This is a genomic window from Oryzihumus sp., from assembly GCF_036391795.1.
GTDB lineage: Bacteria > Actinomycetota > Actinomycetes > Actinomycetales > Dermatophilaceae > Oryzihumus.
This window is the reverse complement of sequence record NZ_DASVZH010000091.1, coordinates 1-12,638: the sequence shown is the minus strand read 5'-3', so window position 1 is coordinate 12,638 and position 12,638 is coordinate 1. Positions and strand designations below refer to the sequence as shown.

18 protein-coding genes are annotated in these 12,638 nt (G+C 72.4%); 16 read left to right on the top strand and 2 right to left on the bottom strand.

Annotated elements, in window-relative coordinates:
* Window positions 1–179 precede the first annotated feature (179 nt).
* From VF825_RS05450 to VF825_RS05440, 3 genes are read left to right on the top strand one after another with little or no spacing between them, the layout of a single operon-like run.
* On the top strand, window positions 180–1,220 hold the full coding sequence (locus tag VF825_RS05450) for an ABC transporter substrate-binding protein (protein WP_331110950.1): 1,041 nt from the start codon (window positions 180–182) through the stop codon (window positions 1,218–1,220).
* Entirely contained in the window at window positions 1,217–2,014 is a 798-nt protein-coding gene (locus VF825_RS05445) for an ABC transporter ATP-binding protein (protein ID WP_331110948.1), read from the top strand. Before VF825_RS05450 ends, VF825_RS05445 begins: the two co-directional genes overlap by 4 nt.
* Window positions 2,004–2,873: an ABC transporter permease gene (locus VF825_RS05440; protein WP_331110946.1), complete on the top strand. Its 870-nt coding sequence runs from the start codon at window positions 2,004–2,006 to the stop codon at window positions 2,871–2,873. The genes VF825_RS05445 and VF825_RS05440 overlap by 11 nt, the downstream gene beginning before the upstream one ends.
* A 3-nt stretch (window positions 2,874–2,876) precedes the next feature.
* On the opposite strand, the gene VF825_RS05435 is transcribed toward VF825_RS05440, so the two are convergent.
* Window positions 2,877–3,503, bottom strand: coding sequence for a hypothetical protein (locus VF825_RS05435; protein WP_331110944.1), 627 nt, complete (start codon window positions 3,501–3,503; stop codon window positions 2,877–2,879).
* A 62-nt stretch (window positions 3,504–3,565) separates the two neighbouring features.
* Here VF825_RS05435 and VF825_RS05430 point away from each other — a divergent pair, with 62 nt between their 5' ends.
* The 3 genes from VF825_RS05430 to VF825_RS05420 all read left to right on the top strand — a co-directional run bounded on the left by VF825_RS05430 (window position 3,566) and on the right by VF825_RS05420 (window position 4,909).
* Window positions 3,566–4,021, top strand: a complete 456-nt coding sequence (locus VF825_RS05430) for an Rrf2 family transcriptional regulator (protein WP_331110942.1) — start codon at window positions 3,566–3,568, stop codon at window positions 4,019–4,021.
* Window positions 4,022–4,190: 169 nt separating this feature from the next.
* On the top strand, window positions 4,191–4,664 hold the full coding sequence (gene rpsP, locus VF825_RS05425) for a 30S ribosomal protein S16 (protein WP_331110940.1): 474 nt from the start codon (window positions 4,191–4,193) through the stop codon (window positions 4,662–4,664).
* Between the two features lie 2 nt (window positions 4,665–4,666).
* Window positions 4,667–4,909: an RNA-binding protein gene (locus VF825_RS05420; RefSeq protein WP_331110938.1), complete on the top strand. Its 243-nt coding sequence runs from the start codon at window positions 4,667–4,669 to the stop codon at window positions 4,907–4,909.
* Window positions 4,910–5,012: 103 nt separating this feature from the next.
* Here the strand turns inward: VF825_RS05420 and VF825_RS05415 are convergent, their stop codons facing one another.
* Complete coding sequence (locus VF825_RS05415; protein WP_331110936.1) at window positions 5,013–5,483, bottom strand: MarR family winged helix-turn-helix transcriptional regulator; 471 nt, start codon at window positions 5,481–5,483, stop codon at window positions 5,013–5,015.
* A 187-nt stretch (window positions 5,484–5,670) separates the two neighbouring features.
* Between VF825_RS05415 and rimM the strand changes: the two genes are divergently transcribed.
* From rimM to VF825_RS05365, 10 genes are all read left to right on the top strand, one after another.
* A complete protein-coding gene (rimM, locus tag VF825_RS05410) occupies window positions 5,671–6,183 on the top strand; it encodes a ribosome maturation factor RimM (RefSeq protein ID WP_331110934.1) in 513 nt (170 codons plus the stop codon).
* 2 nt (window positions 6,184–6,185) lie between these two features.
* Entirely contained in the window at window positions 6,186–6,980 is a 795-nt protein-coding gene (gene trmD / locus VF825_RS05405; protein ID WP_331110932.1) for a tRNA (guanosine(37)-N1)-methyltransferase TrmD, read from the top strand.
* Between the two features lie 164 nt (window positions 6,981–7,144).
* Window positions 7,145–7,504 (top strand): 50S ribosomal protein L19, encoded by a 360-nt coding sequence (rplS, locus tag VF825_RS05400; RefSeq protein WP_331110930.1) that lies wholly within the window; start codon window positions 7,145–7,147, stop codon window positions 7,502–7,504.
* 67 nt (window positions 7,505–7,571) lie between these two features.
* Window positions 7,572–8,300 carry a signal peptidase I gene (lepB, locus tag VF825_RS05395; protein ID WP_331110928.1) on the top strand — a complete coding sequence of 243 codons (729 nt, stop codon included), beginning with the start codon at window positions 7,572–7,574 and terminating at the stop codon, window positions 8,298–8,300.
* A 2-nt stretch (window positions 8,301–8,302) separates the two neighbouring features.
* Window positions 8,303–9,340, top strand: a complete 1,038-nt coding sequence (lepB, locus tag VF825_RS05390) for a signal peptidase I (RefSeq protein WP_331110926.1) — start codon at window positions 8,303–8,305, stop codon at window positions 9,338–9,340.
* Complete coding sequence (locus VF825_RS05385) at window positions 9,340–10,110, top strand: ribonuclease HII (protein ID WP_331110924.1); 771 nt, start codon at window positions 9,340–9,342, stop codon at window positions 10,108–10,110. The genes lepB (VF825_RS05390) and VF825_RS05385 overlap by 1 nt, the downstream gene beginning before the upstream one ends.
* Window positions 10,107–10,430 (top strand): DUF2469 domain-containing protein, encoded by a 324-nt coding sequence (locus VF825_RS05380; protein WP_141788969.1) that lies wholly within the window; start codon window positions 10,107–10,109, stop codon window positions 10,428–10,430. Before VF825_RS05385 ends, VF825_RS05380 begins: the two co-directional genes overlap by 4 nt.
* Window positions 10,431–10,519: 89 nt before the next feature.
* Window positions 10,520–11,056, top strand: a complete 537-nt coding sequence (locus VF825_RS05375; RefSeq protein WP_331110920.1) for a pyridoxamine 5'-phosphate oxidase family protein — start codon at window positions 10,520–10,522, stop codon at window positions 11,054–11,056.
* Between the two features lie 111 nt (window positions 11,057–11,167).
* Window positions 11,168–11,458, top strand: a complete 291-nt coding sequence (locus tag VF825_RS05370) for a YraN family protein (RefSeq protein WP_414695777.1) — start codon at window positions 11,168–11,170, stop codon at window positions 11,456–11,458.
* A 107-nt stretch (window positions 11,459–11,565) separates the two neighbouring features.
* A partial coding sequence (locus VF825_RS05365) for a YifB family Mg chelatase-like AAA ATPase (RefSeq protein ID WP_331110918.1) occupies window positions 11,566–12,638 on the top strand: 1,073 nt, incomplete at its 3' end.

Here is a 12,638-nt window from a genome sequence, read left to right as displayed (position 1 = left end):
CTGGCCGCGACCTCCGTCCCCTGTCGGGCAACGGTGCTCGATCAAAGGGGTGAGGAAGGATCCGCGCTTCGTCGAGTCCATGAATCCCGTGCCAACCGCACAGTCGTACCCACAAGACCTACTAGGTGCATAGGAGAAGTCGGGTCGCCGCACCCGGCTCGTGCAGGCAGGAGAACCGCATGTCCCGTCCCCTGGGCCGCGTCGCCCTCGCGATCGGTGCGCTCGCCTCCGCCCTCTCGATGGCCGCCTGCGGGGGGAGCTCCTCAGCGAGTGACGCCCCCGTCGCCTCCGTCAAGCTGGGCTACTTCCCGAACCTGACCCACGCCACGGCGATCGTCGCGGACAAGGAGGGCTTCTTCGCCAAGGAGCTCGGCCGGACCAAGCTCGAGGTCAAGACGTTCAACGCCGGCCCGGCCGCGATGGAGGCCCTGAAGTCCGGCGCGATCGACGCCACCTACGTCGGGCCGGGCCCGGCGACCAACGCCTACATCAACACGGACGGGCAGGCGGTCACCATCGTCGCCGGGGCAGCCTCCGGCGGTGCCTCGCTGGTCGTCGACAAGTCGATCAGGACCGCCACGGACCTCAAGGGCAAGAAGGTCAGCTCGCCCCAGCTGGGCAACACGCAGGACATCGCCCTGCGCTACTGGCTCAAGGGCCAGGGCCTGAGCACCGACCTCCAGGGTGGCGGCGACGTCAACATCGCCCCGCAGGACAACTCCCAGACCCTGGACGCGTTCAAGCAGCACCTCATCGCCGGCGCGTGGGTCCCCGAGCCCTACGCCACCCGGATGGTCCAGGCCGGCGGCAAGGTCCTCGTCGACGAGCGCTCCCTGTGGCCGAACCAGAAGTTCGCCACCACGGTCCTCGCGGTCCGCACCGACTTCCTCAAGGCCCACCCCGGGACCGTGCGGGCGCTGCTGGCCGGTGACCTCGACGCCGCGGACTTCATCGCCAAGGACCCGACCAAGAGCCAGCAGGACGTGGCCGACGTCATCGCCAAGGTGTCCGGCAAGCCGCTCAAGCCCGAGGTCATCACCGCGGCCTGGCCGCAGCTGACCTTCACCGTCGACCCGGTGGCCTCCTCGATCATCACCGGGGCCCAGAACGCCTACGACGTGGGCGTCCTGAAGAAGAAGCCCGAGCTGGGCACCCTGATCGACCTCAAGCTCCTCAACGCGCTGCTCAAGGAGCGCGGCAAGCCGGCGGTGGCGTCATGACAGCGGCCGTCACGACCGCTGCCGCCAGGGGGGAGGACGGCGTGGCGACCAGCACCCGCCACGCCGTCACCCTCAGGGGGGTCACCAAGCGGTATGCCGGTGAGCACGGCGTCCTCGCCCTCGACGGGATCGACCTGCAGGTGCAGCCCGGGGAGTTCGTGTGCCTCGTCGGCGCCTCCGGCTGTGGCAAGTCCACGCTGCTCAACCTGGTCAGCGGGCTCGATGACGTCTCCTCCGGGGAGGTCGGGGTCGACGGCCACGCCGCCCTGATGTTCCAGGAGTCGGCGCTGTTCCCGTGGCTCTCGGCGCTGGACAACGTCGCGACACCGTTGCGGCTCAAGGGGGTCGGGCGCAAGGACCGCGAGGCCCGGGCACGGGAGTACCTCGACGTGGTGCACCTCGGCGACTTCGCCGACCGGCGCCCGCACGAGCTCTCCGGTGGCATGCGCCAGCGCGTCGCCCTGGCCCGGACCCTGGCCACCCAGGCACCCGTGCTGCTCATGGACGAGCCGTTCGGGGCGCTCGACGCCATGACCCGCGACCTGCTCCACGACGAGCTCGAGTCGATCTGGCGCGAGCGCTCGCTCAGCGTCCTGTTCGTCACCCACAACGTCCGCGAGGCCGTTCGCCTGGGCGACCGCGTGGTGCTGCTGTCCAGCCGGCCGGGACGGATCGTCAAGGAGTACCCCGTCGACATCACCCGTCCCCGCCGGATCGAGGACAGTGCCGTGTCGAGGCTCTCCGGCGAGATCACCACGGCCCTGCGGGAGGAGGTGGCCCGCCATGGCGCTTGAGGTCACCGAGCGGGCCCCCGGCCGGGACAACAGCGAGCTGCGCGGCCTGGACGCGCTGGACCTGGGTGAGGGCTCGCCCCGCCGCGGCCGGAAGATCTGGCAGGCCGCATGGCCCAAGCTGGCCGCCATCGTGCTCGCCCTCGGCGCGTGGCAGGCCGTCGTGCTCAGCGGCTGGAAGCCGAGCTACCTGCTGCCCGGCCCGGCGCCGGTCTTCGCCGAGCTCGGCGACCAGGTCACCACCGGCGACTTCTGGAAGGCCGTCTCGATCACCATGACCCGTGGCGTGGTCGGCTTCCTCATCGCCGCCGTGATCGGCCTCGTGCTCGGCGTCGTGGTCTCCCGCTCGCGGGTGCTGCGCGCTGCGATCGGGTCGCTCATCACCGGGCTGCAGACCATGCCCTCGATCGCGTGGTTCCCCCTGGCGATCCTGCTGTTCCAGCTCTCCGAGCAGGCGATCCTGTTCGTCATCCTCATCGGCGCGGTGCCCTCGATCGCCAACGGCGTCATCGGGGGAGTGGACTACGTGCCGCCGCTGCTGCTGCGCGCCGGTCGCAACATCGGCGCCAGCGGGTTGTCCCTCTACCGCCACGTCGTGCTGCCGGCGGCGCTGCCGAGCATCGTCTCCGGCCTCAAGCAGGGCTGGGCGTTCGCCTGGCGCTCGCTGCTCGCCGGCGAGCTGCTGGTCTCGATCGCCAACCGCCCGAGCCTGGGGGTCTTCCTCACCCAGAGCCGCGAGCTCGGCGACACGACCTACATGATCGCGCTGATGATCGCCATCCTCGCGATCGGCATCGCCGTCGACGCGGTCTTCGCCTCGGTGGACTCCGGCATCCGTCGCCGTCGCGGGGTCAGCGCCTGAGCCTCACCTCCCGCCGTACATCCACCAGCCGCCCCCGGACTCCTCGCCCTCGGGCGGCTGGGGCATCGGCCACAGCTCGACCGCGCGGGAGGCTGCGGCAACGGCCTCGCCCGCGTCGAGCTCGACGCTGGTCTCGGGGACGCCGCGGTCACGCCACTCGCAGTAGATGCGCAGTGGGCCGGCCGGCGGCAGCGGCCACAGCCAGTAGACCTGGCGGAAGCTCAGGCCGTCTCCGCCCCCTTCGTGCGGGGACAGGTGGAGGGCCGAGGGGTCCTGCGCTGCGCTCTCCGGCGAGGGCAGGCGCTCGTCCTCGGCCAGCGCCCGCCGCCCGTCCGCCGCCATGACGCCGACCCGGAGAGCGGTCCCGGGCGAGTGTTGCTGCCGCCAGTGGCGCGGCTCGTCGGCCTCGGTCCCCGGCCGCTGCAGCGTGCGGACCGTGAAGGTCATCCCCTGCGGGTAGGCAAAGGCATCCGTCAGCCAGACCGCGGTGTCCTGTGTCCGGGCCAGCTCGACCGACCAGCCCAGGGCGCGGGGCAGCCAGTTCTGTGGCTGCTGGCCGGGCCAGACGGGGTAGTGCCGCGGTCGGGGCAGCTCCGGATCGGGCTCGCGCAGGGGCGGGAAGAACGACATGTTCCGATGCTGCACCCCAGCCCGTCCCGCACGCCGGGCTTCGGGTGGGACAGAATCAGCGCGTGGACATCTCCGCCAAGACCGACTACGCGATCCGGGCGCTGCTCGCACTGGCCGAGCGCCCCGGCGGCCCCGTGTCGGTCGAGGCGCTCGCCTCCGCCCAGACGCTGCCGAAGAAGTTCCTTGAGGCGATCCTGTCCGACCTGCGCCGGGCCGGCATCGTGACCAGCCAGCGCGGCGCCTCCGGCGGCTACACCCTGGCCCGGCCCGCCTCCGAGATCACCCTCGGCGAGGTGTTCCGGGTCGTGGACGGGCCGCTCGCGGAGGTGCGCGGGCTCCGGCCGCACGAGACGGCATACGAGGGGGTGGCCAAGCACCTGCCCGTGGTCTGGGTGGCCGTGCGCGCCAGCCTGCGCCGCGTCCTGGACGAGACCAGCCTGGAGCAGCTGCGCACCGGCGCACTGCCCGAGCACGTGCGCGAGCTGGCCACCGACCCGGGGGCGTGGCAGAGCCGCTGACCGCTCGTGGTCGGGGTCCCCGCCCGCGTCTGGCAGAATGGTCGGCTGTACCCGTCCAGCCAGCACCCTCTTGGCTGGCTGGAACGCCTACACACCGAGCGTCGGCACCCCGCGTGTTCCCCACCCGGTCTCGCCGTGCTCACAACCAGAAACAGGAGACACCACAACCGTGGCCGTCAAGATTCGTCTGAAGCGCATGGGCAAGATCCGTGCACCGTTCTACCGCGTCGTCGTCATGGACTCCCGCGCCAAGCGCGATGGTCGTGCGATCGAGGAGATCGGCAAGTACCACCCCACTGAGGAGCCCTCGCTCATCGAGATCAACTCCGAGCGGGCCCAGCACTGGCTCTCCGTCGGGGCCCAGCCGACCGAGCAGGTCGAGAAGCTGCTGAAGATCACCGGCGACTGGCAGAAGTTCAAGGGCGAGCCGGGCACCGAGGGCACCCTCAAGGTCAAGGAGCCCAAGCCCTCCAAGAAGGACCTGTACGAGGCCGCCATCGCCGCCGCCGGCAAGGCCGAGGAGAGCGGCGCTGCCGCCACCACGCCGAAGAAGAAGGCCGCCAAGAAGGCTGACGAGGCGCCCGCCGAGGCCCCCGCCGCCGAGGAGGCCGCTGCCGACGAGACCGCGAAGGCCGAGGCCTGACCGTGCTCGAGGAGGCGCTCGAGCACCTCGTCAAGGGCATCGTCGACCACGAGGACGAGGTCGCCGTCCGGCGCAAGGAGCTGCGCCGCGGTGAGGTCCTCGAGGTCCGCGTCCACCCGGACGACCTCGGCCGCGTGATCGGTCGGTCCGGCCGCACCGCCAGCGCCCTGCGCACCGTCATGGGTGCGCTCGCCGGTGGCCAGCCGGTCCGCGTCGACATCGTCGACACCGACCGAGTGCGCTGACGCGCCCCGGTCGCGTCCCCGACGCGACCCGCACGAACCGCAACGGCGGGGTACGCCGTGGACTCACGTCCGCGGCATACCCCGCCGTTCGTCGTGTCCGGGGTCAGTACTGCCAGCCGACCGTCGTCGCGTTCTCCAGGTCCTTGCCGAGGACCTCGGCGACGGTCTGGGTCAGGTCGTGCAGGGTCAAGCGCTCCTGCTCGCTCAGGCCGCCGAAGCGGCGCTGGTTGGTCTTGTCCAGGGCCCGCTCGGCGATGCCGAGGCGGCGCCGGCCCTCCCCGGTGAGGGCGACCAGCACGACCCGCAGGTCGGACTCGTCGCCGCGGGTGCACACCAGGCCGTGCTCGACGAGCCGGCGCACCAGGCGGGTCGCGTTGCCGCGGGTGCACAGCAACACCTCCGCGAGGCGGCTGATGGTCAGCGCGTCGGAGGGGGAGGCGGCGAGGTGGCGCAACAGGGTGTACTGCGTCGGGCTCACCCCCGCCCCGCGGAGGGCTCGACGGTCGCCGTCGTCGAGCAGGACGTAGATCCGTTGCAGCTGTTCGTGCAGGGCCTTGCTCGAGCTCTCGACCATCCCGGTGCCTCCGCCATTGGTGACTGGTCAACGAAAGTGGGCCGACGCTAGGGACGCGCCGAGGGCGCGGTCAACGGGGCATACGCGATCTTGACCAAGCCCTTCCTGGTCCCTGACCACCTCCCCGGCACCACCCCCGCCGGTATGCCGTCCGGCCGGGCCCGCGGGACCTGAGAGGATCTGCGCCATGGACGTCGTGGTGGCACGCATCGGCAAGGCGCACGGGCTGCGTGGAGAGGTGACCGTGGAGGTGCGCACGGACGCGCCGCAGGAGCGGTTCGTCGTGGGCGCGTCGTTCACCACCGACCCGGCCTCGGCCGGCCCGCTGCACCTGCGCAGCGTCCGCGACCACAACGGCATCATCCTGCTCGGCTTCGAGGAGGCGCCCGACCGGACGGCCGCCGAGCGGCTGCGGGGGACGCTGCTCATCGCCGACGTCGAGGAGGACGAGGACGACGAGAACGCGTGGTACGAGAAGGACCTCGTCGGGCTGCGCGTCCTGACCGTCGCCGGTGAGGACGTCGGCGAGGTCGCCGGCGTCGACAGCCGCCCCGCGCAGGACCTGCTGGTCGTGCGGCTCGCGAGCGGCCGCGAGGCGCTGGTGCCGTTCGTCGAGGCGCTGGTGCCCGAGGTCGACGTCGAGGGCGGCCGGGTCGTCATCGACCCGCCGGCCGGCCTGCTCGAGCTGGACGAGGGCTGACCATGCGCCTGGACGTGGTCTCGATCTTCCCCGACTACCTGGCCCCGCTGGACCTGTCGCTGATCGGCAAGGCCCGACGGGAGGGCCTGGTGGACCTGCACGTCCACGACCTGCGCGACTTCACCCACGACCGGCACCGCACCGTCGACGACACGCCCTATGGCGGCGGTGCCGGCATGGTGATGCGGCCCGAGCCGTGGGGGGAGGCGCTGGACCACGTCGTGGCCGCAGGGGCCCCGGCCGTCGGTGGGGGAGTGCCGCACCTGGTCGTGCCCGGCCCCGGCGGCCGCCCGTTCACCCAGGACCTGGCCCGCGAGCTCGCGCAGCAGCCCTGGCTCGCCTTCGCCTGCGGGCGCTACGAGGGCATCGACGAGCGCGTCTACGACGAGGCGCGCGAGCACATGCCGGTCAGCGTGCTGTCCCTGGGCGACTACGTCCTCAACGGCGGCGAGGTGGCGGTGCTGGCCATGGTCGAGGCGATCGCCCGGCTCGTCCCCGGGGTCATCGGCAACGCCGAGTCCCTCGTCGAGGAGTCGCACGAGGACGGCCTGCTGGAGTACCCCGTCTACACCAAGCCCCCGGTGTGGCGCGGGCGCGGCATACCGGAGGTGCTGCTGTCCGGGCACCACGGCCAGATCGCCCGCTGGCGGCGCGACGAGCGGCTGCGGCGCACCGCGCAGCGCCGCCCGGACATGCTCGCCGCGCTCGACCCGGGCGCCCTGGACGAGCGGGACCGGGCCGTGCTCGCCGAGGTGGCCGCCGGATTTCAGTCCGGACCGTCCGCTGTGGCAGACTGACTCCTCGCGTCCTGCACCGATTCGCGCCCCTGCCACAGGGGGAGTGCTGCGATCCACGGCTCGCGGGAGCACCCATACGAGATGACGCTGGGCCGGGCCACGCCCCTGCTCCAGCACCAGACGCGCACGGTGACCTGTGGCACCGGCGGGAAAGCGAACTGATCATGCACCAGCTCGACGCCATCGACCAGACGAGCCTCCGCGACGACGTCCCGGCCTTCCGCGCCGGTGACACCCTCAAGGTCCACGTCAAGGTCGTCGAGGGCAACCGCTCGCGTGTCCAGGTCTTCCAGGGTGTCGTCATCCGCCGCCACGGCCGCGGCGTCGGCGAGACCTTCACCGTCCGCAAGGTCAGCTTCGGTGTCGGCGTGGAGCGCACCTTCCCGGTGCACACCCCGATCATCGACAAGATCGAGGTCATGACCCGCGGTGACGTCCGTCGCGCCAAGCTGTACTACCTGCGCGACCTGCGCGGCAAGGCCGCCAAGATCAAGGAGAAGCGCGAGAAGACCCCGGCCCGCTGAGGCAGGTCGACATCGACTGCTCCGCCTGCGCGTGCCCTCACAGGCTCGCAGACTAGGCTCGGGACCGATGAACCCCGGACCACCCACGGCACCTGCCGAGACCACGCCGACCCCCGCTGCGCGGGAGGTCGCGCCACGTCACGCCACGCGACTGCGCTGGCTGGTCGTGGTGGTCGTCGCGCTGCTGGTGACGCTGGTGGTCCGGGGTTTTCTCGTCCAGTCGTTCTACGTGCCGTCCGCCTCGATGCAGCCCACGCTGCAGCCCGGTGACCGGATCATGGTGACCCGGGTGGGGGTGGTGCACCGGGGGGACATCGTCGTGTTCGACGGCAGCACCACGTTCGCCGCCGGCGGCTCCACCGCGCCGGCGCCGACCGGCCTGGTCACCAAGGTCGTCAGCGGCGTGGCCTCGCTGCTGTCGGTCCAGACGCACGAGAGCGACTACGTCAAGCGGGTCGTCGGGGTCGCCGGCGACCACGTCGTCTGCTGTGACGCCCAGGGAGCCCTGCGCGTCAACGGGGTGGCCGTGCACGAGCCCTACCTCTACCCCGGTGACAAGCCCAGTGACCTGACCTTCGACGTCACCGTCCCGGCGGGACACATCTGGGTCATGGGTGACCACCGCAGCGACTCGGCAGACTCACGCGCCCACCTGGGCGACCCCGGAGGAGGAATGGTGCGGCTGGATGACGTGATCGGGCGAGCGGCGCTCGTGTACTGGCCCCTGGGCCGGACGGCGACGCTGAGCTCTCCCGGCGGCCTGGCCGACATCCCGGCTGCCCAGGGTCAGCGGTGAACGTGACCGGGAACCCTCGCCCCGACCTCCCCGAGGACGTCCAGGAGCCCATGCCCCACGGCCCGCCCGGACGGACGCCCGGCGACGGCACCGCCCCGGCGGCGGCCGAGGCGCCCGCCTCCGCCGGGTCCGCGCCCGGTACGCCGGCAGCCTCCGCGTCCTCCGCACCCGGTACGCCGGTAGCCGGGTCGGCCGCCGGGGCGCCGGCCGCCGGCGTGCCCGCGTCCGGGGCGTCGGCAGCCGACCCGGCACCCGAGACCGACGACGAGCTCGAGCACGACGACTTCGAGCACGAGGAGACGGTCTACGAGATCGGCCCCGGTGACCGCCGTCAGGGTCCGGGACGCGCCGTGCTCTCCGCCGTCAAGGAGGCCGCGATCGTCGTGGGCATGGCCCTGGTCCTGTCCCTGGTGGTCAAGACCTGGCTGATGCAGGCGTTCTACATCCCCTCCGGGTCGATGGAGAACACCCTCGTCAACGGCGACCGGGTCATCGTCAGCAAGCTCACCCCGGGACCGTTCGCCCTGGAGCGCGGCGACGTCATCGTCTTCGAGGACCCGGCCAACTGGCTCGGCGAGCCGGTGCCGGTGCAGCGCGGCCCGGTCGGTGCGGCCATCCACAACACCCTGACCTTCGTCGGACTCCTGCCCACCGACGAGGGCAACCACCTCATCAAGCGGGTCATCGGCCTGCCCGGCGACCACGTGGTCTGCTGCGACGACCAGCACCGCATCACCGTCAACGGCGCGCCGCTGAACGAGCCCTACATCAAGCCGGGCGACGAGCCGAGCCGGCAGGAGTTCGACATCACCGTCCCCGCCGGGCGGGTGTGGGTGATGGGCGACCATCGCTCCGACTCCTCCGACTCCCGCTTCCACGACAACGGCGACGGGGGCAAGACCGGGTCGGTGCCCGAGTCCAAGATCGTCGGCCGAGCCCTGTCCGTGGTCTGGCCCATCTCGGACTGGTCCTGGCTGAGCCGGCCCACGGCGACGTTCGCCAAGGTGCCGCCGCCGCAGACCGCAGCCTCGGGGCACTGATGGCCGGGGCGACCGCGAGCCGGAAGCCCTCACTGCGGGTCGAGCGCGAGCTGCAACGGCAGGGTCACCGCGTCCTGGCCGGCATGGACGAGGTCGGCCGGGGTGCCCTCGCGGGGCCGGTGAGCGTGGGTGTCGTCGTGATCGACGAGACCTGCCGGACCGCGCCGCAGGGTGTCAAGGACTCCAAGCTGCTCAGCCACCTGGCCCGCGAGCGGATGGTGCCCAAGATCGAGCGCTGGGCGCTGGCCCACGCGGTCGGACACGCCTCGCCGGAGGAGATCGACGCGATCGGCATCATGGCCGCGCTGCGGCTGGCCGGCACCCGGGCGCTGGCCGCGCTGCCGATGACCCCGGACCTGGTCATCCTCGACGGCAACCACGACTGGCTCACCGACCCCGCGCGGGTGGGCCTGCTCGGCCTGCTCGACGACGGCACCGGCCCCGCCACGCCGCCGGTCACCACGATGATCAAGGCCGACATGAAGTGCTCCTCGGTGGCCGCGGCCAGCGTGCTGGCCAAGGTCGAGCGCGACGCGATCATGGTGCGGCTCGCCGCCGGGTCCCCGGCATACAGCTGGGAGCTCAACAAGGGCTACTCCGCGCCCGAGCACCTCGCCGCGCTGGAGCAGCACGGTCCCTGCGAGCACCACCGCCGGTCCTGGCGGCTGCCCGGCGTGGTGCCGGCGCAGACGGACCCCGAGGCGCGTCCTTTGGGAGATGATGAGGACGGCAGCACCCCGCCGGAGACCGTGGAGATGAGCGTCGTATGAGTGCCGAGGACCTCGAGAAGTACGAGACCGAGATGGAGCTGCAGCTCTACCGGGAGTACCGCGACGTCGTCGGCCTGTTCTCCCACGTGGTGGAGACCGAGCGCCGGTTCTACCTCGCCAACTCCGTCGACGTGAAGGTGTGCAACGACGGCGGCGACGTCTACTTCGACGTGACCATGGCCGATGCCTGGGTGTGGGACGTCTACCGCCCGGCGCGCTTCGTCAAGAACGTCCGCGTCGTGACGTTCAAGGACGTCAACGTCGAGGAGCTGGCCAAGAGCGACCTCGAGCTGCCCAAGGAGGGCGGCTTCTCCGGCTGACCCGGCTGAGCCAGGCTGACCGGGTGGGCCGCCCGTGCTGGCGAGCTCGTGGGCGCCCGCCTGTCGGCGCCCGGGGTGATGATCGGGGCATGCTCGAGACACCCGCCGACCTCCACCGGCTGCAGGCCCTGCTCGACCGCTCCCACGCCGGGGCCGGCGGGCACCTGCGCGGCATCATCACCGACGAGCGCACCCTGACCGCCCGCGAGCTGACCGGCCTGCTCACCGGCATGCGCACGCTCGCTGTGGCCACCGTGACCGCCGCCGGCGAGCCGCGCATCAGCGGGCTCGACGGCCACCTGCTGCACGGGCGCTGGGTGTTCACGACCAGCGGCAGCGCGCACAAGGCCCACCACCTGCGCGCCCGGCCGGCGACCAGCGCGGCATACCTCGAGGGGGACGACCTGGGGGTGTTCACGCACGGCCACGTGGAGTTCCTCGGGCCGGACCACCCCGACCGAGCGGAGGTCGAGGCGCACCTGACGGCGCACTACGGTTCCTCCCCGTCGTCGTGGGGTGAGGACATCGTCTACTGCCGGGTCGAACCGACGTGGATGGTGGGTTACGCGTTCCAGCGCTCCGCCCTGCTGGCAGCCCGCGGGGTCCCGGAGGACACCCGCCTCTGAGCCGGTTGTCCACATGGGGGGTCACGGCTCGTCCCACCGTCCACAGGCCCCTCACCGCCGCTGTCGCCGGGTGGCCGCGACGGCCAGCATCGGTGGCCGGAGGTGGTTGCCGTGGGGGCGACGGGGCAGGGGAGCGCGACCGGCGGCATGCCGCACCGGGTCGCCAGTGCGGTCGGTGCGTATGGCGAGCGGCTGGCCGCGCGCTACCTCACCGAGGCGGGCCTGGAGGTGGTCGACCGCAACTGGCGCTGCGACCAGGGCGAGATCGACATCGTCGCGCTGGACGGCGACTGCCTGGTGGTCTGTGAGGTCAAGACCCGGCGCAGCACCGCGTTCGGCAGCCCGGTCGAGGCGGTGACCTGGCGCAAGGCAGCGCGGTTGCGCCGACTCGCGGCGTGCTGACTGGCCGACCACGAGGTCGGTGCCCGCGACGTGCGCATCGACGTGATCGGCATCCTGCGACCGCCGCGGGGTCCGGCCGTGGTCGACCACCTCGTGGGGGTGTGGGCATGACCCTCGGACGCACCCGGTCGGTGGCCCTCGCAGGCATCGAGGGCGCCATGGTCGAGGTGGAGGCCGACTTCGCGCAGGGGCTGCCGCAGTTCGCCGTCAGTGGCCTGCCCGACGCGGCCTGCAAGCAGTCACCGGACCGGATCCGCGCGGCAGCGTCCAACTCGGGGGTGCCCGTGCCCCATCGCCGGGTCACGGTCAACCTGTCGCCGGCGTCGCTGCCCAAGGCCGGGTCCGGCTTCGACCTGCCCATCGCGGTCGCGGTGCTCGCGGCCGCCGGTGCGCTGCCCGGACGCGTCGTGGAGGACGTGGTGCACCTCGGGGAGCTGGCCCTCGACGGCACCGTCCGCCCGGTGCGCGGGGTGCTCCCGGCCGTGCTCGCCGCGGCCCGGGCCGGGGTGCGCGAGGTGGTGGTCCCGGCCGCCAACGCCGCCGAGGCGTCCCTCGTGACCGACGTGCGGGTCCACCCGGTGAGGTCCCTCGCCGAGCTGGTGCAGCGCTACGTCGTCCTCGGCCGGGGTGGCCGGCCCGAGGAGCCGGCGGCCGTGGCGGTGGCCGAGCCGGAGCTGGCCCCTCCGCCGGACCTGCGCGACGTCGTCGGGCAGGACGAGGCGCGGCTGGCGCTGGAGATCGCGGCGGCGGGCGGGCACCACGTGTTCATGGTCGGTCCGCCCGGTGCCGGCAAGACGATGCTGGCCGAACGGCTTCCCGGCCTCCTGCCGGAGCTCGACCACGACCAGGCGCTGGAGGTCACGGCGATCCAGTCCGTGCTCGGCGTCCTCCCGGGAGAGGGAGCGCTGGTGCGCCGGCCACCGTTCGTCGCCCCGCACCACGGTGCCTCGATGCCCGCGATCATCGGCGGCGGCAGCGGGGTCATCCGCCCCGGTGCCATCAGCCAGGCCCACCACGGGGTCCTGTTCCTGGACGATGGGGGGCCGGAGTTCCGCACCAACGTGCTCCAGGCGCTGCGCCAGCCGGTCGAGGCCGGGCGCGTCGTCGTGGCGCGGGCCTCGGGGGTGGTGACCTACCCAGCACGGTTCCAGCTGGTCATGGCCGCCAACCCGTGCCCGTG

Bases quoted from the DNA above. Each gene is read 5' to 3' on its own strand.
- VF825_RS05380 (WP_141788969.1), top strand. From the start codon at position 10,107: ATGAGTGCCGAGGACCTCGAGAAGTACGAGACCGAGATGGAGCTGCAG.
- VF825_RS05385 (WP_331110924.1), top strand. From the start codon at position 9,340: ATGGCCGGGGCGACCGCGAGCCGGAAGCCCTCACTGCGGGTCGAGCGC.
- VF825_RS05440 (WP_331110946.1), top strand. From the start codon at position 2,004: ATGGCGCTTGAGGTCACCGAGCGGGCCCCCGGCCGGGACAACAGCGAG.
- trmD (WP_331110932.1), top strand. From the start codon at position 6,186: ATGCGCCTGGACGTGGTCTCGATCTTCCCCGACTACCTGGCCCCGCTG.
- VF825_RS05375 (WP_331110920.1), top strand. From the start codon at position 10,520: ATGCTCGAGACACCCGCCGACCTCCACCGGCTGCAGGCCCTGCTCGAC.
- lepB (WP_331110928.1), top strand. From the start codon at position 7,572: ATGAACCCCGGACCACCCACGGCACCTGCCGAGACCACGCCGACCCCC.
- VF825_RS05415 (WP_331110936.1), bottom strand. From the start codon at position 5,483: ATGGTCGAGAGCTCGAGCAAGGCCCTGCACGAACAGCTGCAACGGATC.
- VF825_RS05435 (WP_331110944.1), bottom strand. From the start codon at position 3,503: ATGTCGTTCTTCCCGCCCCTGCGCGAGCCCGATCCGGAGCTGCCCCGA.
- rimM (WP_331110934.1), top strand. From the start codon at position 5,671: ATGGACGTCGTGGTGGCACGCATCGGCAAGGCGCACGGGCTGCGTGGA.
- VF825_RS05445 (WP_331110948.1), top strand. From the start codon at position 1,217: ATGACAGCGGCCGTCACGACCGCTGCCGCCAGGGGGGAGGACGGCGTG.
- VF825_RS05450 (WP_331110950.1), top strand. From the start codon at position 180: ATGTCCCGTCCCCTGGGCCGCGTCGCCCTCGCGATCGGTGCGCTCGCC.
- rplS (WP_331110930.1), top strand. From the start codon at position 7,145: ATGCACCAGCTCGACGCCATCGACCAGACGAGCCTCCGCGACGACGTC.